The organism is Legionella erythra, assembly GCF_001467615.1.
In the GTDB taxonomy this organism is placed as follows: Bacteria; Pseudomonadota; Gammaproteobacteria; order Legionellales; family Legionellaceae; genus Legionella_C; species Legionella_C erythra.
On record NZ_LNYA01000027.1, the window covers coordinates 1 to 18,658 of the forward strand.

Below are 18,658 nucleotides of genomic sequence, written 5' to 3' on the forward strand. Positions count from 1 at the left end.
TCCCTCTCCCTCTGGGAGAGGGAATAGGAAGGCGGTGGTTATGAGATAACTCCCTCTCCCTCTGGGAGAGGGTTGGGGAGAGGGGACCTGGAAGTGCTTTCCTGGAGTCGATAAGTATTTAGAATGAATAATCAATCGCTTAGCGGATGTCTGGGGTATGCCCATCAAAAAGGTACAAATTCTCGCCAAATGGTCACTTCCGCGTGTATAATGAAGAAAATAATTCTTTCTGGCTAATCCATGCGATCCATTGTGGTCATTTTGATACTTGCACTTATCGGCCTGCAATATAAATTGTGGTTGGGCGATGGCAGTGTTTTACAATGGCAACAACTTGAGCAAAAGATAGTCGATCAGCAAAAAGAAAATAAAAAGCTGGCCGCCCGTAATCGAGCGATTGAAGCCGACATTCTCGAACTGAAAAGCGGCGAGCAGGCTCTGGAAGAGCAGGCGCGGTATGAGCTTGGCATGATTAAACATGATGAAGTCTATTATCAGTTTGTAGAATAGTCTCTTGCCCTCATTTTTTGGCTATGTTCCCTTTTTTAATTCACGCCTTAATTGCCGGCGGAATGTTTGATAATCCACTTCCAACGCATGACGTACACTGGTCTTGAAACGTGAGCGTGACGCTTTGATTTCGCGGTTGATTTTTGCACTGATGTTACTGGGACGGCGTAATGAGCCGGCGATAATTTTAGCCGCGATTTTAGCCTGGTAATCGGCCAGCGGCCATATGCATCCCTGTGGTTGAAACAAACCAATAAAATAAAGATTATCCAATGTAGCATGCATCATTTTGCGGTAAAGCGGAATATGGGTCAGTTGGCTGTAATCAAGAAAATCCTTGTCGAAAAAAGGGAAACTGATTTGATAGCCGGTGGCAAAAATGATCACATCAAACTCGTCCTGTTTGCCATCCATAAAATGCACCGTGTTACCTTCCAAGCGGGCAATGCCCGGCTTCGGAAAAATTTTGCCGTGGCGAATAAAATAAAGCAATTCTGAGTTGATGGTCGGGTGAATGGCCAGTGGTTTGCAATGCGGCTTTTGTAATTTGTATTTCGAATAACGGCCTTGCAGGATGCGGATAATACTCGCTGCCAGAAGTTGTTTGGGCCAGTGAGGTATCCAGCGGATTTTGTTAAAAGCGATGTCAGTGGGCTTGCCAAAAATAAATTTGGGGAAAATGTGCTGACCCCGCCGCATGCTGATGCAGGTTTTTGGTGACAGGCGGGAGATTTCCACCGCGATATCGCAGGCGGAGTTGCCGCCGCCGACAACTAAAACCCGCTTGTCTTTAAAAGGAGCCGCTTTTTTATAATGATGGGCATGGAGGATCTCGCCGTTAAAGTGTCCCGGGTAGTCAGGCATTCTTGGATCCCAGTGATGGCCGTTGGCAATCAGCAGGTAATCAAACACGCGTTCGTGCAATCCGTCCTCATTGCGATAAATGACTTGCCAAGTTTTATCGGCCTGCAAATGTATTCTTTCAACTGTCGTATTGAAGGCAATGTAGGGTTCAATACCAAAATGTTCGGCATATTTTTCGAAGTAAGTCAGAATCTGCTGATGAGAAGGGTATTCGGGGTAGCCGGGCAGCATCGGGAAATCTTCAAACTGCGACAGGTATTTTGAACTGATGATGTGCGTGGTTTCATAGACGCTGGAATGCTGGTTGCCTTCATCAAAAACCCAATTGCCGCCAAGGCGGTTGCTTTTTTCAAAAACCTGAAAATTGCTTAGACCCTGTTCAAGCAAATTTTTAGCGGCTGTGAGGCCGCTTGGGCCTGCACCCACAACACAGATACTGGGTAAATCATTGCTTTGTTTCATAAAAATACTTACTTCAGTTAAGTTTTAGTGCTGTCGCGCCGTTTGCGGCTTGTGCATGACAGCCAAAATATTATTCAGCATCAGCTGCTGGATTTCTTTGTTTTTCTCAATAGTGAAATGGTTTACGCCCACATTGTTTAATGTGGTGACGTTGATGTTATCGACCTGAGTGTGCTTGGGATCAAGGACTTTAACGCGAAGACCGCTAAACAGGGGTACAAATGACGGTTTGTAGAGATTAATAACATGTTTGACATTCGGTGGGACGGCTAAAGGTGATACCGCATCGACCGTGATTAATAAATCAACTGGAATATTAGCGGCATAGAGAATGCGAGCCACTTTGATCTGATCATTGGCGCCTAACGAGTGGCCAACCAAAATAATGGGCCTGTGTAAGTTGCCGGCGCGGTATTGGCGCACGATGCTTCTGCCTAATTCACTGGAGCGAAACCAAACCGTGCTTTCCGTTTTAATCTGGTAATTTTTTTCAAGGGTGGCCTGCAACTGGTTCATGCCGGTACTAAAGATACCGCCAAGGCCGCCGCGCATGACATAGACACTCGCTGCCAGGTTATCGCCGCTGGCTTTGCCTGCAATCGTGCTTCGAGTCGTAGCCAAATCAAGGCAACCGCCTAATGTCAGGCTTATTAACAGTATTCCAACAGAAAAAATCGCGTGTCTGTTTTTTTTTCGATTATCCCTGTTCATGTGAATGTCTGGTCGCAAAGAGTAGGTTGATTTTACCTAAATTTATGGCGAGATAAAACCTAAATCAGGCGGGTTGCCTCCAGGGATTAAAACCGAACAAAATAACAATTGTTAATTTAATATTCATTCAGTTCTTATTTCTTAAGGTTTACATAATATTCGGGCAATAAAATAACGGGATTGATAAAACAGGTTTGATTTGAATCAAAACCTGACTGACGATACAAAAGAGGCATTATGCAGACCAAATTGGAAGATAAAGACTTGGATGGTCAACAACATTTTATCGGTGTTTTCGTTAAAGATACGAAAGAGGGGCCTGGCCATGCTTCGGTTTGTACTGTAAAAAAGAAAGCGGGTGAGGAAACCGAGGTAACCCACACCAGTATTTATCCCGGTCCTTTGGGTTCTTTGATTAACGGGATGCTTTTTGGTTCTGTTCCGGTGCGAGCCCTGTTGGCGTCAACGCATGAACAGGATTTGGATGAGTCTGATCACGTCTTGTTGAAACCCGTGGATGAAACCGCCTATAAAGAAGCCCAGGCGACTCAACGGCTGATCGAGCGCAGCACGTCTAAAGGGCATACCATGTATAGCGTATTTGGTAAATTTAACCCGGTCGCGGCCATGACGTCCCGGTTTTTCAGCGCGCACAAAAGCGCCCAACAAACGATCAAAAATTATCAGGATCATTTAGGCGTCCAACCACCTGAAGACATGTGCGGTATCGTTGTTTATCCAAACAATTCCCATGTGGTTGAGCCGGTTGAAGTTCATAATTGTACATCTACCGTGGGTGAAGTGTTGCGTGTTGCAGGTGTTGATGTCCCTGAAACGCTGGTACCGTCGTTTTTCCCACCGAGACTTGAAAATACCGGCTTTGTCCGCGTGGACAAAAAAGAGTTTACCAGCCGGTTCTTCGATAGCGCCTCGTCAACGGCGGAAACCTCTTCAAACATCAAAGGTTCGGTAAGTCCTTCATCCAGCTTATGATGCTATGGTATTCACCCGGCTTGGTCGATGGGTGTATACCCTGGCAAGTGAGCTGTAGGCGCACAACTCCCGCTTCAGGACTCTATGGGAGCTGTGCAAAAAGCACAGTACTTGGCAAAAAGACATTTTTCATCGCCCAAACCCAGAGACAGGTGCCTGGACCTTGGCTTAATTTAATTTAATACCTGCATGCCGGAGTTCATCCGCAAGACCATCAGGCGTTATTCCCCAGGGCTTGCTGGTTTCAATGCTTGCCCCCCCGGCATTTAAAACGTCTGCCACTAAAGTGCTGCAATTGGTTACCTGCGTCAGCCTAAGCGGGGATTGCCTTTGTTTGTTCATATATGAATGGATATCAAGGGGATCGTACGCAATAAAATGGGTTGCGTCTTGCAGTAGTTTGACTACATCAACCTTTGGCAGCAACTGGTAATGCATGTCTCCCTCATCAATTTGTTTTTTTACCTGTAATAGCCGTTGTTGCATGGCATTGGTATCCAGATGATCAAGTGCAAACGTTAAATCGGGTTTTTTCGGTGGTCTTTCTGATGTGGGTAAAGGAGACGGTGTATCCATGTCGGTGAAAAGCGGGTTTTGGCCGGCGTTGGCTTCCAATTGCATATCCTGCATCAGATTTTGTGCCATATCGGCCTCTAGAGGCAATACGGCCATGGGGCCCATGGAAGGGAAATTACTGGGATGAATGCTGCCGTAATCCCCCTCGTCATCGGGATTTAATTTTGGTTTTGAGCCGCCAATCTGAATAGCGGCATGCCCAGGCCCATTCAAGGTTTTAAGCCATATATAGACATAAGAACTCTGATTTTTGTTCGATTGTGGCATTGCGGATGAATCAGGGGTTGATGCAGCCCCACTGCTTGGGATATTGTCTTGTTCTGTTGTGATTTTTTTATCCAATGGCACAGCAATGGGCTGTTCAGTGAGACGAACAGGCGTGGTGTATCTTTGCTTATGGGTATAAAAATAACGGGTAAGCCATTCAAACATGATCAGTCCTTATTGAGCAGGCTCAGCGACGACTGGGCCTGGTTGTTGATGGCGATGGTAACCTGTACCTGGTTGATATTCAAGTTTTTTGATAAAATTTTAAACATTTATCAGGTCAACGGGCACAGCCACAGGGGGTGTCTCCCATAAACTTAGCACATAGCCGCCGCTGCCGGATCCGGTTGGTTTCACTGCGAGTGCCCCATGATCGTAGAGCATGTTCATGTGCTGATGCAGATTTTCGCTGACTAATCCCCATTGTTTAAAGCAGTCCCCGCCCAGACGGATGGCTTCGGCCAGCAAGGGCAGGGCTTTGTTATCTGATCGGCCAAGTGCGTTTCTGGCTTTATGCACAGCCTCGTCCATCAAGTCATCAATCCGTTGGGCTTGCGTCACATCCTTGGCCCAGAGTGAATTCACTTGCTGGATGCAGTGCGAGGTAATGCCAATTTGTCCGCAGGAAGACAAATACCAGTAGGGCTGCCAGCATAGCTGTACGGGCTCAACCTGACCATTTTGAAAAAAAACAGGGTGACTGGCTGCCACGCCGGCAATGTCCAGGCCGCTGCTTTGGCCATGAAACAAATGTTCCAATTGCCGGGCAAAGGGAGCAATATTGCTTGCAGGAATAAGCTGTTGAGCGGCAAACCAGCGGGCCATGGCGACACAGAGGACCGCAGAGGCACCCATCCCTACACCAATAGGGATATTGCTGTCCAGGTGAAAATGGCCGGTTAACTGATGGAGCGATGTGCCAAGCAGTTGATGCCCATGTTCCAAAACGCTCCAGAATAACAGCCGCATGTCGGTGCCGCTGCTGCCTTCGCTATCGGCACTCAGGGTTGAGGGGGTAGGGGTATACCGTAAGGATAGCCTTTTTTCTTTGATTGGAAAAACCAGGGCGCCTTTGCCGCGCAATACGGCATGCTCACCGGCTAAAATCCATTTGCCATGAGTAACAGTCTCAAAATCATAATACATCGTACTGACCTGCTAAATGATCCTGTTCAAATTGTCTGGCCAAGTCCGTCTGATCAACACGGTAAAGTAAATGAATATTGGGGCCGGCATCCATGGTGACCAGTGGGCCGTCACCCTTGTGTTGCCATAAATCCTGCAATTTTTGAAGAAGGGCATTACCCTCGTCGGTCATGTAGGTAAAGGGTTGTGCGCAGGTTGAAAACAAACGGTGCATGTCATGAAATTCCCGCCAACAGATTTCATACGCACTTGTCCAGTCTTTTGCATGCAGTGCATTCAGCAAAGCGTTCAGGTTGTCTTGCGCCCGTTGACTGCGGTTGGGGTAAAACGGACTGCTTTTAATCAGGCGGTGAGCCTGACTTGACGGCACCTGCTTTTCTGCATGACTGACAATCACCACCTGATGAATCAGTTCGCGGTAGGGTAAATCGATGCCTTTGACGGTCTCCCCTTCCCAAATGGCCCAGGGTGAAAAGAACGAGCGGCAGGACGACCCGGATCCTACACGGCTTAACCGGGCCTGCTCTTCTATGGTGGGCAGGGGAGTGCCGCTTAATTCGCTTAAGGCCTTCACCGCGCATAAGGTCAGGGCCGCAAAACTGGATGCCGAACTCGCAAGGCCGCTGCCATGGGGAAAATTATTGGATGAGCGGACTAAAAAGGCGCCTTCATATTGAAAGTGGTTTTTTAAGAAGGCGAGGTGTTTTAAGTAACGCTGCTGCGCCGAAGGGGAGAGGCTTAGGGACATTGTACCGGGGAGTTGCAACGGCTCCCAACGATCTTCTTTGCCAGGATGTCGTTCCAGTTGGACACTGGTCAACAAGGTATTCAGCGTATAGGACAGGGATGGATTATCGGGAATGTTTTTTCCCTCATCCTGTTTTCCCATGTACTTAATCAGCGCAATGTTTGCTGGTGCCTGGGCAAACCATGACATTGGTATTCTCCTTTGCTTAATGGCCTGGGGCGTCATTCCATAAAATTTTATGCAATTGAATCTGGAAGCGGACGGGCAATTGATCCTGTATTATCCAATCGGCCAGAGTGGTTGGGTCCATTTCTTTCCAACTGGGTGAAAAAAGAACGTGTACTTTCTCTGTCAGCTGATATTTTTCGATGATTTCACATGCCCAAAGGTAATCTTTCCTGCTGCAGATGACAAATTTGATTTGATCAGTGACTTTAAGGTAAGGAATGTTCTCAAAGCGATTTTTGCTGCACTCGCGGGAGTCCGGGGTTTTAAGATCCATAACCACCATGACCCGTGGGTCCACTTCTGCAATATCCCGGGCTCCGCTGGTTTCAAGCGAAACCTGATATCCCGCATCGCAGAGATGGGTTAACAGGGCGATACAGCCCGGTTGCGCCAAGGGTTCGCCGCCTGTGACACAGACATGGCGGCAGCGATATCGGCTGACTTCCCCAAGAATGTCTTCAAGTGTTTTTAATTCCCCGCCAGAAAACGCATAAGCGGTATCGCAATATTGACAGCGCAGCGGGCAACCGGTTAAGCGAATAAACACGGTAGGTAGGCCTACCGTGGTGGATTCCCCCTGCAATGAATGAAATATCTCCGTAATTCGTAATTGATTAGCTACACGGGTCATGAGGCATTAAGCGATTTTAATTTTGCCGCAGCCAATTGGGCTGTGGGGGTGTCAGGGTAATTGCTGATCACCTGCTGCAGGTGCTTTTTTGCTTCAGCCGGTTTACCGGATGCAGCCAGCGCATAGCCTATTTTCAAGCTGCAGGCAGCGGCCTTGCTGGACGTTGGGAACTGTTTCAGTACCACGTCAAAATGCTCGATTGCTTCTGGGTAATTCTTTTTGACCATGTATAGTTCACCCAACCAATAATGCGCATTGGCGGTGTAACCTCCCTGAGGATAGTTAGTCACAAAATTTTTCATGGCCGTTAAGGCGTCATCAAAACGCTTGTTTTTAACCAGTTCATAAGCGGCAAGGTAACTGATTTGTTCATCAGCCGGGTTGCTTTTGCCAGGAAGGGCGGTTGCAACAGGTGTGGGTGTTGGCTGCGGAGCCGGTGTCGCTACTGGTGCAGGTTCGGGTGTTTTAACCGACGACGGTGTCGGGCTGCCCACGGATAATTCGGTAGGGGCGGTTGGTGCCGGTGCCTGGGCCGATTTGGCTGGAGCAGGGTTGTTTCTTAATCGGGCATCCAAATCTTTATAAAAAGCTAATTGTTGTTGCTGTAATAATTTTAAATCATGGGATTGCACTTCAAGTTGACCGCGCAACTCTTGAATTTCCTGTTGCATGCCCTGAATTTTGTCCAGTAGCTCGGCATTATCGCCGCCACTCTGGTTGTCATCCCTGGCCAATGGGATTTCTTCATCCATGTCTAATTGTGCTTTGGCAACAGACTGCTCCATGGCAGCCTGTTGTTCATCAAGAATTGCAAAGTTTTCGCTATCGTCCACCACGGGGGCCTCTGCATGGCTATGCAGGGGCAGCAGGCAACAGAAAAACAAGGCAAGTAAGCGTTGATGTGCGCTCATCATCGGGTGGCCTCATAAGTTAACTCAACACGTCGGTTTTGACGGTGAGAGGCTTCGTCATGACCATAGTTGGCTGGACGCTCTTTACCATAGCTTACCACACGGATTTGGCTGCGGCTTACACCGGCCATACGCATCAGTTCAGCCACGGTGTTGGCGCGTCGCTCGCCCAGGGCAATGTTGTACTCACGGCTGCCGCGCTCGTCGGTGTGGCCGGCTAACAGAATACGTGCGCCTGGATGGGACTTTAAGTAGTCGGATTGGGCATCAAGAGAAGCCATGTATTTGGGATTGAAAGTACTGTCATCGTAAGCAAACAGGTACAGTTGGTTATGAGGTGCCTGGGTCGTGTAGGATTCACCAGGTTCTTGACCTGCAAATCGACTAAATTGCCCCAAACCGTGAGCTGATGCTTCACTATCACTCATCATGTCTGCACTGCCTGGTGTTTTTTTCGCACAGGCAGCGAGCAGGACGATGCTAGCAGCAACAAGACCCAGTTTTAGAAACGATTTGCCTTTCATCCTTTTCTCCTTGTTATTCGTAATATACAGATAAGTTAAAGCGCCACAATGGCGGGTCATTGTACAATTGTTTTAATCATTTCGCCATTAGGAAACGCCAATCAGGGCAGGTTTTTGTTATTTGTGCCGATCATGCCGGATATGCCCCACGATAAATTCCGTCAGCTCCGCCGTAAAGCGTATGGTAATCTGGTTGGCCGCCAGCACCCCGCCATAGGGCGTATCGGCAGGACAGGGGATTTTAAAACGAAAATCGCGGGAGGCTAAGACCTGGTTATCGCTGATGCGGGTAAGCACTGCCTTGGCTGTGAAAGCCATGGTACTGGGGTGCGTGAGAAAATTTTGTTCAAGTTCAATCAACTGGGTATCAAGACGGTAGTCGGTTTTGTCCGAAATGGGACTGGTGGCGACGGCATAAAAATAACCGCTGCGCTGCAGGCTTTGCGAAATGAGCGGGAACAGCATGTCCGCTGGCGGCTCTATCCAGGCATTGTGGGCAAAAGGCAATACTTCGAAGGGTTTTTTTACATACACCATTTGTGAAGTATCATACCCTGATACGGCTTCTGGCGCGGTCACCAGAATGGATACACGACCGGCAGGATGCCCATAGTGTTTCTGGCTATAGGCATCAAGCTTGTACTGATTCGTGACCGCCTGCTTGACGGAGCAGCCGCCAAGCAGGAGGAGGGCGAGTGAAACAAGCGTTACTTTTTTCACGTCTATTCTCCCGGACCTGGTTTCAAGGGTTTGGTACCCCGTATGAGTACTGACGGATTTTGCCGCATCTGGTTGCTCACCTGTTCGAGATTGGCGGCAATGGTATTTAGCCGTCTTAACAGGATAATGGCCGGCGGAATGGTTTGCTGCGATATTTTATCGATGGTGGATTTGCCCGAATCCATGGCTGAAGAGACCCGGTCTCCCGCATTGGAAATGCTGTCAGCCATGCGGGTAATGTGGGCGATGCTGATTTTCAGGTCCTGACTCAGGCGCGGCAGTTCTTTGCTGACCTGAGCGATATGACCTACCATGATATCGGTGTTTTCCAGGGTTCGGTCGATGTGTTGCTTGTTATCAGCCAGCACGCCGGTAAATTTTTCAAGATTGACCAGGGTATTGTGCAGGCTCTCGGCATTTTTTTTATCGAAAATCCGCTTAATCTCGACACTCACACTGTTTATATTTTCAGAGACTTCTTTAAGCACGCTGTCGAGTTGATTAAACAAAGACGGACGGGCGGGAATAATCGGGTAAGGCTCCTTCGGAATCTTTTTTAAGGGCGTCAGATCAGACGAGGTCGCTGATAAGCCTACGTAGGTTGTGCCGGTAATGCCCTGGGAAATTAAGGTAGCCGTCGTGCTGGTAGTAATAGGGGTACCGTCTTCAATGTCCAACAGAATTTTGACCTGTTGCGGGTCCAAGCGGTTTAATTCAATTTTTCTGACATATCCCACTTGCACCCCATTGTATTTAACCGGTGATTCTTCACTTAAACCGGACACCGCTTCATGGATGTAAACGGCATAAACAGTGTATTTTTTCTGATCAAACCCAACCGATAACCACAGAGCAGCTGCCAGCAGCGCCGCGGTTAAGATCAGCACGGTCAGGCCGACCATGGTGTAGTTGGTTTTCGCTTCCAAAAGGATGCTCCTGTAGTTCTATCTCACCAGTTTAGAGTTTACTGAAGTAATCAGCAATCAGCGGATGAGGATTTTTCTGCAATTCTTCAATTGGTGCGACGCATAAAATTTTGCCCTCTCCGACAAAAGCGACGCGATCCGTGATGTTTTTTAGTGACTGTATATCATGACTGACCATCACCACGGTGAGATTCAAGGCATCACGCAAAAAGCGGATGAGCTCATCAAATTGCCTGGCGCTTCGCGGATCGAGACCCGTTGTCGGCTCATCGAGAAACAACAATTCAGGATCCATGGCAATGGCCCGCGCGGCGGCCGCCCGCCGCTGCATTCCGCCGCTTAACTGGGCTGGAAATTTGCTGGCTGCTTCTTTGGGAAGACCGACCATAGCGATTTTAAGCATGGCCAGTTCATCCATGAAATTTTTTTCAAGATCCGTAAATTCCCGCATTGGAAAGGTAATGTTTTCCAGTACCGTCATGGCCGAAAAAAGAGCGCTGTGCTGAAAAAGCATGCCCCAACGCCTGCGGATGGCATCTGCTTGACGGCTGTCCAGGGTCGATAAATCTTCACCAAAAATTTTCAGTGTTCCGGCTGTGGGCTTAAGCAGCATGAGTAAGCTGCGCAGTATAGTGGTCTTGCCGCTGCCGCTTCCGCCGATAATGGCCAGAATTTCTCCCTTTTCCACGGTTAAATTGACATCGCTATGGACCCACTGACCGGAAAGGCAGTTTTTTAATCCTGCAATTTCAATGACGGGTTCGGCCATTTAAATACCCATCCAGCTGTAAACGACAGAGAAAATGGCATCGGCAATGATGATGAGAAACAAGGCCTGGACCACGCTTCGGGTCGTCTGGCTGCCAACGCTGTCGGCATTGGCTTCAACCAGAAAGCCCTGAAAACAACCGACCAGCGAAACGATTAAGGCGAACGCCGGCGCTTTATAGAGGCCGAGTAGTAATTGATCGAGGCCGACGGAATCTTTAAGACGGGCTAAAAAATCAATGTAGCCGACATTTAACATCGATTTTGACATCATCATCGCGCCGATAATGCTGAAAATATCTGACCAGAAGATCAATAAAGGAAAAATGAGCAGCAGTCCCATGACTTTGGGCATGACTAAAAGCTCTACCGGCGATAAGCCCATGGTCAGCAAGGCGTCGACTTCCTCGTTGATTTTCATGCTGCCGATTTGTGCGGTAAAGGCGGAACTGGTGCGGCCGGCGACAATAATGGCGGTAATCAAGGGGGAAAACTCACGAAAAATAGCCATACCGGAGAGGTAGGCAATAAAAATATTGGCGCCATAGGTCTGAAGCTGTAACCCCATCTGATAGGCTAGTACCACGCCTATTAAAAAAGACAGCAGGCCAACAATGGGCAGGGACTGGATGCCAGCGGAATCGATAATGGATGCGACACTGGGTAGTTGAAAACGCCGCCACTGCGCGCAGGCTTCAAAAAATTTGGTGGTCAGATCGCCCAAAAGGATGATAAATCCATCGGCCTGATTCAGTTTGTGCACGGTTTCCTTGCCGATGCGGTGAAGGATGTTTTCCTGTTTGACCGGCGGAATTTTATATTCAATGGCGTCGTGCTTGGATTGGATGAGCTCCAGCAGGGATTGCTGTTCAGGATTAAAATCAACCAGTTTCGTTTCTTTGCCGCGTGATTTAAAGATGGCTATACAATGGACCAATGTCAGGGCGCCTGCGCTATCAAATTGGGATAACTCGGCGCCGCTGACCGTCACCTGAGGCTCATCGGGTAATTCAATGGTGTGAAAGGAGTCAACCAGCCCGCCCAGTTTCAGAACGGACCAGGGGCCTTTGCACAGGAAGGTCTTTTTTTTCTTGTTGAAAACAAACTCAGCCTTAGCCGTTCGTTTAGCCATACATTGTCATTTACACGAGAAATAGCCTAGGATAATACGAAACCCCTTGCCTTCGCAAAAACTCCGTGATTTATTTTAAACGCTGGCAAACTGTGCTGTGGAATATCGATCCTGGCTATTTTCAATTAAAGCAAGCCGTTAAAACCCTGGTGGCTATCCTCATCGCGCTATGGTTTATGCGTCATGAAACCCAGCTCACTCAGGTCATGGCCGCCTTTGCCGCCGGCATGTCCATGCAGGGAATTGTAGCGACGACCTGGCTGTCCCGCTTCTATCAGGTGCTGTTGTTTGACAGTATTTATTTTGGTTTGTTCATTGTGGGATTGCTGATTCGCGATTCACAGGAATGGACTGCCATTGTCCTGGTGCTTTTGGGGTTTGCCGTGAATTATGCCAGGCGTTTTGGTTTGCAGACCAGCATGGCGCCAATGATCGCCTGGATGCTTTGCTTTGTGGCCACTATCCTGCCGTTTCAATCAACGACACAGGCCTTGTTGCATATATATGGCTTGTTGGCGGGCTTGTTGATTGCTGCGGCGGTCATGATGCTGGTATTTCCGCAAAATTACCGGTATTTATTCGTTAATAACAGCAATCATATTTTTAAAGCCATAAGCCAGGGCATGCTCGATGTTCGCCGTTATTTGCTGCTTGGGGCTCAGGCGGCAGACTTTGAAACCCTGCCTTTTGCTAAAATTAAAACCAATTTAAATCATCTGCTCGACAGCAATCAGACGATTGAAGAAAATTGCGAACTGGATGACCAAAAAAAAGTGGATGATGTGCTGATTCATCTTTACGTGTTGGTTAACGCCTACCTGATGATGCTCGAAGCTTATAGGGCCCTGCATGCCAAAGCGTATCCGCTGTCACGGGCCGGCCGTTGTTGTCTGAGTCAAATCAGCAAGCAGTTTGCCCATTTACTTGCCTGTGTGCGTATGCGGGGTAATTTTGCAGTGACAGGGCGTTCAGTGAAAGTTGACCTCAGCATGCTGGCTGAAAAATTCAATGAACTGGATTTGCGCGACCCGGCGCTGGTGATTGCGCTTTTGCATCTCAAATTAAGTTTTACCCTTATAAACAGACATGTTTGCGAACTGATCCGGGGTGACGACCATGCAGCTTAGAGGGACCACACGCATGGCCTGGCAGGCTGCCATTGCCATCAGCATTGCTGAATGCATAAGCCTTGCCTTCAATCTTGAACGAGGCTATTGGACGACCCTGACGGCCATGGTGCTGACGACCCAAACCTTCGGAGAGAGCGTTAAGCGCTCGCTTGAACGAGTCAGCATGACCATTTTAGGCGGTCTGTCAGGAACCGTGCTTTATTTTTTACTGCCGCCAGAAAGTGCATTGATCCCGGTTATTCTTTTAATTTTTGTGTTTTTTACGGTTTTCTTTTTCCCGATTTACCATTTGCTTGCGGTATTTGCCCTGACCGGATTTATTGTCTTTTTGTTTGCCATGATTGGCGCCTGGAATCTGGTTTTACTGGAGGAGCGTATCCTCGATACAGCCTTGGGTGCCTTGATTGCCGTGTTGGTGGGCTGCTTTTTTTTACCGGTTAAAACCGATGTTCCCGGTTTGTTTATCGGTCACTTTGAAAAAATGAAGGCGTCTTTAAGTCTGGGCTTTCTCAATCAGTCGTCACTCAGTTTACCGGTCATCAGTTTTCCGTTGGCCGCTGATTTTCAGGCGATTCGGAAAAAGGCCATCGCCATTCGGTATGAGGTCCTGTTTCATTACATCAATCGTCATGATTTTGGTGTGCTGTTAACCCAAACGGCCATTTGTACTCAATATGTTGTCGGGGTGCTCGATGCGTATCAATGGTTGATGAATTATTTAAGCAGGGACGATAAACAACGTATCCGTCAGGTGGTGGAGACGACCCAGCACAATATTGAAACCCTAATCAAACGGTTAAAGCATGAACCGCATGAAGCCATGAAGCCGCCTTGTGATATGATTGCACTCGTAACCAGGGCCATTGAAGAGGATCCTGCGCGTTTTTCCCACCTGGATAACCAGGGGCTCGGCTACTTTAATTTGATGCATTTTTTTACCCGGTTAAATACCCGCTTAAATGACATTTACACGCTGCTGAACAAAAGCAAGGATTAGTTTTGTGGTTTTATGGTTGCTCTCCACCGATTATGATAAAATCGCTACCATTTTCTGTGGGCGTTGTGAACCAGCATGCAAAATCCTTACAGCCAATTTGAAAAACGCAAGCAGGACCATATTGAATTAGCTCTGATGCCGTGTAATCAGACTGAAGCCATGAATGAGCTGGATACCGTTCATCTGGTGCATGAAGCGCTTCCTGATCTTGATTTTGCTGACATCTCCCTGCAAGGCACGCGTTTTGGCGAATCGGTCAATACACCGTTTCTGGTTAGCTCCATGACCGCAGGGCATCAGGAAGCGGCCCGTATCAACCGCCATCTGATTGCGGCCTGCGCGGAAAAAGGCTGGGCAATGGGGGTGGGTTCGCAGCGCCGGGAATTGATGGATGATGAGGCCGCCTTTGAATGGTTGCCCTTAAGACGCGATTACCCTAAGGTCGTGTTAATGAGTAATATTGGCATCGCTCAGTTGATTGAAACGCCGCTTAAGCGCATTCAGCAACTGACTGATACCTTGCAGGCCCGAGCCCTGATTGTGCATTGCAACCCCCTGCAGGAAGTGATTCAACCAGAGGGTACACCGCAATTTAAAGGCTCCTGGCAGGCCATTGAGCGTGTGGTGACAGCCTTACCTATCCCGGTGGTCATTAAGGAAACCGGTTGCGGCTTTTCCGCATCTACCTTAAACCGCCTGAATAATACAGGCATCGCGGCAGTGGATGTCAGCGGTTTGGGCGGTACGCATTGGGGGCGGATCGAAGGTCATCGCGCCGCTCAATCGTCTGAACGGCAACAGGCGGCAAAAACGTTTGCCAATTGGGGCGTGACGACCGTCGCCAGCGTCAGAGAGGCGGCAGCCATCCATCCTCATTATGAAATATGGGGTTCAGGGGGAGTCCGCCATGGTTTAGACGCCGCACGTTTGATTGCTTTAGGCGCTTCAACGGTGGGTTTTGCCAAGCCTATGCTTGAGGTGGCGTTAATGGGTTTTGAGCAGGTAGTGGAACGTATGGCCACGATAGAGTACGAGTTAAAAGTCGCTATGTTTTGTACAGGTAGCTTAAATTTGTCGGAGTTAAAGGGGAAGGCATGTCCATGAACCATTCAGCTGATCAATTATTTCAGGGCTTCTCCAAGTTAAACCGTGAGGAGCGATTTCAACGCTTGCTTCAACTGGGGGCTTTGACCAGGGAAGATATTCATTTTCTCCGTGAAGGCGGGGTGCAGAATACCCTGCTTGCTGACAAATTGATTGAAAATGTTATTGGCTATTTTCAATTGCCATTGGGGGTGGCGACCAATTTCCGTATCGATGGCTGTGATTACGTGATCCCCCTCGCAGTGGAAGAAACGTCTATTATCGCGGCGCTGTCCAAAACAGCCAAGTGGATAAGGCAACACGGTCATATTGAAACCTGGGTGGACGGCGAATGCATTTTGGGTCAAATTCAATTTGCTAAAGTTAAAAATTTTGCTCATCTTGCTGCCATCTTCGAGGAAAATAAGCAATTTCTCATTGAAAAAGCCAATGAAGACGTGGCGATGACCATGGTCAAACGCGGCGGTGGGGTGGTTGACCTGGTGCTGCGTCATTTAACCCGCGAAGACGGCGGCGACATGGCCATTATCCATTTGACCATGAACAGCTGCGATGCCATGGGTGCCAATATCATTAATCAAGTGCTTGAGTATTTAAAAACGCCGCTTGAACGCTTAACCGGCGAACAGGTCACGATGTGCATTCTGTCCAATTTAAATGATCAGAAATTAACGACAGCCAGGGTCACGATTAATGGCATTGATCCGGAGTTGGGCGAGCGTCTGCAGGAAGCCTCGTTATTCGCGGAATCGGATCCCTATCGCGCCGCCACCCATAATAAAGGCGTCATGAATGGCATTGATCCCGTATTGATTGCCACGGGCAACGATTGGCGGGCTGTGGAAGCGGGGGTTCATGCTTATGCGACGCGCTCTGGCCGTTATCAAGCGATTTCAGAGTGGCGTTACCAAGAGGGGCAGCTGATTGGACAGCTTACCGCACCGATTGTCGTGGGAACGGTGGGCGGTGTAACCGCATTGCATCCAACGGCCAAGATGTGCCTGCGCATGATGGGTATTGAATCAGCCAATCATCTGTCCCGTATTATCGCCGCCGTGGGCTTGACGCAAAACCTGGGCGCCTTACGAGCGCTCTGTACGGAAGGGATTATTCAGGGCCATATGAAATTGCACATTGACAACCTGGTGTTGGTTGCCGGGGCCACCGATAAGGAAATGCCGGTTTTGAAGGAAAAATTAAAAAGCTGGCTTCGTATCAACAAGCGCATCAGTGTTAATAATGCCTGTGAGTTGTTGGCCGAAATTCGACAGGCGGCGGGTTGACATGAAGTGGGCAATTCCTGCAAAAACATTTTTAGTCGGTGAGTACGCAGCGGTTGCCGGCGGACCCGCCATTCTCTTAACCACATCGCCTTGCTTTGAAATGACCCTGGTGGAGGGCGATCATCATGAGGGCATCCATCCGGACTCTCCCGCGGGTCATTGGTGGGCTACGCATCGTATCCCGGCCAAAAGCCTTCTCTGGCACGATCCTTATGCTGGTAAAGGCGGTCTTGGCGCCTCAAGCGCCCAATTTATCGGAGCCTACTTGGCCAGTTGTGGTTTACTGCACGTCAAAGCCAGCCGTCAGGTTTTACTTGAAGCGTATTATCAAGCCAGTTGGCGAGGCGAAGGTATCCGGCCCAGCGGTTATGATGTGATGGCGCAAACCCAGCATCGTTGTGTTTACATCCATCGCCAGAAAGATCTGCTTGAACATTACGATTGGCCGTTTAAACAGTTGTCTTTTCTATTGCTGCACAGTGGTCAAAAATTGGCAACGCATTACCATTTGCAGCGCGTGGCGCTGCCGCATTCGACGGCCAAGTTATCCAGTATTGCGGAAGAGGCTCGCCAGGCCTTTATCGAGGCCGATGACGACAGGCTGGTTAATGCCGTAAATGACTACCAGCAACAGTTGACTGACCTGCGTTTAATGGCGCCCCATACGCTGAATTATCTGCAGGCTTTGAAAGCCAATAACCAGATTCTGGCGGCCAAAGGTTGCGGTGCCATGGGGGCGGATGTGTTATTGCTCATTGTGCCGAGTGAATCCTTGATTGATCAGCAGAAGAAATTGGCGGAAGACGGGTGGACTGTGTTGGCCAGTAACCATAATTTGCACACCGGTAAAGTTTTATTAAAAAATAATCCGCCTAAAACACTTGAAATTTTACCCTGATAAGGTATTATTCCAGCCTCTTTGGGCCGTTAGCTCAGTCGGTAGAGCAGAAGGCTTTTAACCTTTGTGTCATAGGTTCGAATCCTATACGGCCCACCAGTTTTGGTGGACATAAGTCCTAAAGTAAACGTTGTTATACACCCGTATCGGGCCGTTAGCTCAGTCGGTAGAGCAGAAGGCTTTTAACCTTTGTGTCATAGGTTCGAATCCTATACGGCCCACCAGTTTCCCCTCTGCGCTCGTAGCTCAGCTGGATAGAGTACTTGGCTTCGAACCAAGGTGTCGGGGGTTCGAGTCCCTCCGAGCGCGCCATTTAATCTTGGGTCTTTCCCACTTACGGGGGCACTTCAAACTAACAGCATAGTACTCTAACCCTTGTTCTATAATTTTCAAAGTTTTTAAAGCCATAAGCTCTACGTTGTATGGGTCTTTCCTATTTACGGGGGCACTTCACTCATCCGCAAAGCACTCTAACTCTTAATCTATAATTTTCAAAATTTCTAAATCCATAAGCCCTACGTTGAATCAATTTCATCTTTCGATGAAATATCTTTTCTCGGCACTTTAATCCTCTTTTGATTGGGGAATCAATGAGTTAGATTACTATAATCCGATTAAAGTGCCCCTACATTTGGGGGAGAGCCGCTTTCCACGGTATGGCGGCCGTTGCATTGGCTAAGCGCCTTCTATAATCTCGGATTTCCATACTGAAGGTCACACTTAAATCGGGGACAGGCTCAAATTCTTTGGGCTGGCATTACTCCAACAAAGAATATTAGAAGCGCACTAGGATAAAGAGTCTAAATTATTTGTAAAATCACACCGTGCATTTGAATTTGAGCGTGCAACGAAAGATGCTTGTTTCGCTGTTTTCAAGGGTTATGACGCCTATCATGATATGGATTTAAATTTGAAATGGCGCTCAGATCACACAAGAAAAATATTCTATACTAACTGTAATACTCAAAAATGGATGCCTTGGGATGAGTTTTATTGCCGGGGGAGACGGCGGTATTATCAGGCCGAATCATGACAGAGTATGACATTGCTGATTTAGGGGTCTGTAAATAATTTTGTGTAATTAGTCATAGTATATAATCTGTCGGCGCTGGATAGTGTTGACAATATG

19 protein-coding genes, 3 tRNA genes and 1 pseudogene are annotated in these 18,658 nt (G+C 48.3%); 10 read left to right on the forward strand and 13 right to left on the reverse strand.

Features of this window, described 5'->3' with window-relative positions; genetic code table 11:
* Window positions 1-240: 240 nt before the first annotated feature.
* Entirely contained in the window at window positions 241-510 is a 270-nt protein-coding gene (ftsB, locus tag Lery_RS08665) for a cell division protein FtsB (RefSeq protein ID WP_058526870.1), read from the forward strand.
* Window positions 511-531: 21 nt separating this feature from the next.
* Here the strand turns inward: ftsB and Lery_RS08670 are convergent, their stop codons facing one another.
* Together Lery_RS08670 and Lery_RS08675 are read right to left on the reverse strand one after the other, a co-directional pair.
* A complete protein-coding gene (locus Lery_RS08670; RefSeq protein WP_058526871.1) occupies window positions 532-1,836 on the reverse strand; it encodes a flavin-containing monooxygenase in 1,305 nt (434 codons plus the stop codon).
* Between the two features lie 24 nt (window positions 1,837-1,860).
* On the reverse strand, window positions 1,861-2,547 hold the full coding sequence (locus Lery_RS08675; RefSeq protein WP_058526872.1) for a hypothetical protein: 687 nt from the start codon (window positions 2,545-2,547) through the stop codon (window positions 1,861-1,863).
* 237 nt (window positions 2,548-2,784) lie between these two features.
* Here Lery_RS08675 and Lery_RS08680 point away from each other — a divergent pair, with 237 nt between their 5' ends.
* Complete coding sequence (locus tag Lery_RS08680) at window positions 2,785-3,540, forward strand: hypothetical protein (protein ID WP_058526873.1); 756 nt, start codon at window positions 2,785-2,787, stop codon at window positions 3,538-3,540.
* A 168-nt stretch (window positions 3,541-3,708) separates the two neighbouring features.
* Here the strand turns inward: Lery_RS08680 and Lery_RS08685 are convergent, their stop codons facing one another.
* The 10 genes from Lery_RS08685 to Lery_RS08730 form a co-directional block, all read right to left on the reverse strand.
* Window positions 3,709-4,548: a hypothetical protein gene (locus Lery_RS08685; protein WP_058526874.1), complete on the reverse strand. Its 840-nt coding sequence runs from the start codon at window positions 4,546-4,548 to the stop codon at window positions 3,709-3,711.
* A gap of 99 nt (window positions 4,549-4,647) precedes the next feature.
* Window positions 4,648-5,529 carry a mevalonate kinase family protein gene (locus Lery_RS08690; protein ID WP_058526875.1) on the reverse strand — a complete coding sequence of 294 codons (882 nt, stop codon included), beginning with the start codon at window positions 5,527-5,529 and terminating at the stop codon, window positions 4,648-4,650.
* On the reverse strand, window positions 5,519-6,466 hold the full coding sequence (locus Lery_RS08695; protein ID WP_058526876.1) for a diphosphomevalonate decarboxylase: 948 nt from the start codon (window positions 6,464-6,466) through the stop codon (window positions 5,519-5,521). Before Lery_RS08695 ends, Lery_RS08690 begins: the two co-directional genes overlap by 11 nt.
* A gap of 16 nt (window positions 6,467-6,482) precedes the next feature.
* On the reverse strand, window positions 6,483-7,136 hold the full coding sequence (queE, locus tag Lery_RS08700; RefSeq protein ID WP_058526877.1) for a 7-carboxy-7-deazaguanine synthase QueE: 654 nt from the start codon (window positions 7,134-7,136) through the stop codon (window positions 6,483-6,485).
* The gene (gene ybgF, locus Lery_RS08705) at window positions 7,133-8,050 is read right to left on the reverse strand and encodes a tol-pal system protein YbgF (RefSeq protein WP_058526878.1); all 918 of its coding nucleotides are present in this window, start codon (window positions 8,048-8,050) and stop codon (window positions 7,133-7,135) included. Before ybgF ends, queE begins: the two co-directional genes overlap by 4 nt.
* Complete coding sequence (gene pal, locus Lery_RS08710) at window positions 8,047-8,571, reverse strand: peptidoglycan-associated lipoprotein Pal (protein WP_058526879.1); 525 nt, start codon at window positions 8,569-8,571, stop codon at window positions 8,047-8,049. Before pal ends, ybgF begins: the two co-directional genes overlap by 4 nt.
* Before the next feature lie 117 nt (window positions 8,572-8,688).
* Window positions 8,689-9,291: an ABC-type transport auxiliary lipoprotein family protein gene (locus tag Lery_RS08715; protein ID WP_058526880.1), complete on the reverse strand. Its 603-nt coding sequence runs from the start codon at window positions 9,289-9,291 to the stop codon at window positions 8,689-8,691.
* A 2-nt stretch (window positions 9,292-9,293) separates the two neighbouring features.
* On the reverse strand, window positions 9,294-10,217 hold the full coding sequence (locus tag Lery_RS08720) for an MlaD family protein (RefSeq protein WP_065230278.1): 924 nt from the start codon (window positions 10,215-10,217) through the stop codon (window positions 9,294-9,296).
* A 31-nt stretch (window positions 10,218-10,248) separates the two neighbouring features.
* Window positions 10,249-10,986: an ABC transporter ATP-binding protein gene (locus tag Lery_RS08725; protein ID WP_058526881.1), complete on the reverse strand. Its 738-nt coding sequence runs from the start codon at window positions 10,984-10,986 to the stop codon at window positions 10,249-10,251.
* Window positions 10,987-12,117 (reverse strand): MlaE family ABC transporter permease, encoded by a 1,131-nt coding sequence (locus tag Lery_RS08730; RefSeq protein ID WP_058526882.1) that lies wholly within the window; start codon window positions 12,115-12,117, stop codon window positions 10,987-10,989. It abuts the gene before it with no gap.
* Window positions 12,118-12,182: 65 nt separating this feature from the next.
* Between Lery_RS08730 and Lery_RS08735 the strand changes: the two genes are divergently transcribed.
* The 8 genes from Lery_RS08735 to Lery_RS08770 all read left to right on the forward strand — a co-directional run bounded on the left by Lery_RS08735 (window position 12,183) and on the right by Lery_RS08770 (window position 17,841).
* A complete protein-coding gene (locus Lery_RS08735; RefSeq protein WP_058526883.1) occupies window positions 12,183-13,244 on the forward strand; it encodes a hypothetical protein in 1,062 nt (353 codons plus the stop codon).
* Window positions 13,234-14,244 (forward strand): FUSC family protein, encoded by a 1,011-nt coding sequence (locus Lery_RS08740; protein WP_082657167.1) that lies wholly within the window; start codon window positions 13,234-13,236, stop codon window positions 14,242-14,244. The genes Lery_RS08735 and Lery_RS08740 overlap by 11 nt, the downstream gene beginning before the upstream one ends.
* Window positions 14,245-14,319: 75 nt before the next feature.
* Window positions 14,320-15,348: a type 2 isopentenyl-diphosphate Delta-isomerase gene (gene fni, locus Lery_RS08745; protein WP_058526885.1), complete on the forward strand. Its 1,029-nt coding sequence runs from the start codon at window positions 14,320-14,322 to the stop codon at window positions 15,346-15,348.
* The gene (locus tag Lery_RS08750; RefSeq protein ID WP_237759192.1) at window positions 15,345-16,631 is read left to right on the forward strand and encodes a hydroxymethylglutaryl-CoA reductase, degradative; all 1,287 of its coding nucleotides are present in this window, start codon (window positions 15,345-15,347) and stop codon (window positions 16,629-16,631) included. The genes fni and Lery_RS08750 overlap by 4 nt, the downstream gene beginning before the upstream one ends.
* Before the next feature lies 1 nt (window position 16,632).
* Entirely contained in the window at window positions 16,633-17,529 is an 897-nt protein-coding gene (locus tag Lery_RS08755; RefSeq protein WP_058526887.1) for a mevalonate kinase family protein, read from the forward strand.
* A 23-nt stretch (window positions 17,530-17,552) separates the two neighbouring features.
* Window positions 17,553-17,628 (forward strand) — tRNA-Lys (locus Lery_RS08760).
* A 49-nt stretch (window positions 17,629-17,677) separates the two neighbouring features.
* Window positions 17,678-17,753, forward strand: a tRNA-Lys gene (locus Lery_RS08765).
* 11 nt (window positions 17,754-17,764) lie between these two features.
* Window positions 17,765-17,841: transfer RNA gene (locus Lery_RS08770), tRNA-Arg, on the forward strand.
* 142 nt (window positions 17,842-17,983) lie between these two features.
* Here Lery_RS08770 and Lery_RS15280 read toward each other — a convergent pair.
* Window positions 17,984-18,076, reverse strand: a pseudogene (locus Lery_RS15280) (transposase); the annotation flags it as partial.
* Window positions 18,077-18,658 lie beyond the last annotated feature (582 nt).

Bases quoted from the DNA above. Each gene is read 5' to 3' on its own strand.
- Lery_RS08675 (WP_058526872.1), bottom strand. From the start codon at position 2,547: ATGAACAGGGATAATCGAAAAAAAAACAGACACGCGATTTTTTCTGTT.
- Lery_RS08740 (WP_082657167.1), top strand. From the start codon at position 13,234: ATGCAGCTTAGAGGGACCACACGCATGGCCTGGCAGGCTGCCATTGCC.
- Lery_RS08755 (WP_058526887.1), top strand. From the start codon at position 16,633: ATGAAGTGGGCAATTCCTGCAAAAACATTTTTAGTCGGTGAGTACGCA.
- Lery_RS08680 (WP_058526873.1), top strand. From the start codon at position 2,785: ATGCAGACCAAATTGGAAGATAAAGACTTGGATGGTCAACAACATTTT.
- ftsB (WP_058526870.1), top strand. From the start codon at position 241: ATGCGATCCATTGTGGTCATTTTGATACTTGCACTTATCGGCCTGCAA.
- Lery_RS08695 (WP_058526876.1), bottom strand. From the start codon at position 6,466: ATGTCATGGTTTGCCCAGGCACCAGCAAACATTGCGCTGATTAAGTAC.
- ybgF (WP_058526878.1), bottom strand. From the start codon at position 8,050: ATGATGAGCGCACATCAACGCTTACTTGCCTTGTTTTTCTGTTGCCTG.
- Lery_RS08750 (WP_237759192.1), top strand. From the start codon at position 15,345: ATGAACCATTCAGCTGATCAATTATTTCAGGGCTTCTCCAAGTTAAAC.
- pal (WP_058526879.1), bottom strand. From the start codon at position 8,571: ATGAAAGGCAAATCGTTTCTAAAACTGGGTCTTGTTGCTGCTAGCATC.
- queE (WP_058526877.1), bottom strand. From the start codon at position 7,136: ATGACCCGTGTAGCTAATCAATTACGAATTACGGAGATATTTCATTCA.
- Lery_RS08690 (WP_058526875.1), bottom strand. From the start codon at position 5,529: ATGTATTATGATTTTGAGACTGTTACTCATGGCAAATGGATTTTAGCC.
- Lery_RS08685 (WP_058526874.1), bottom strand. From the start codon at position 4,548: ATGTTTGAATGGCTTACCCGTTATTTTTATACCCATAAGCAAAGATAC.
- Lery_RS08730 (WP_058526882.1), bottom strand. From the start codon at position 12,117: ATGGCTAAACGAACGGCTAAGGCTGAGTTTGTTTTCAACAAGAAAAAA.
- fni (WP_058526885.1), top strand. From the start codon at position 14,320: ATGCAAAATCCTTACAGCCAATTTGAAAAACGCAAGCAGGACCATATT.
- Lery_RS08670 (WP_058526871.1), bottom strand. From the start codon at position 1,836: ATGAAACAAAGCAATGATTTACCCAGTATCTGTGTTGTGGGTGCAGGC.
- Lery_RS08725 (WP_058526881.1), bottom strand. From the start codon at position 10,986: ATGGCCGAACCCGTCATTGAAATTGCAGGATTAAAAAACTGCCTTTCC.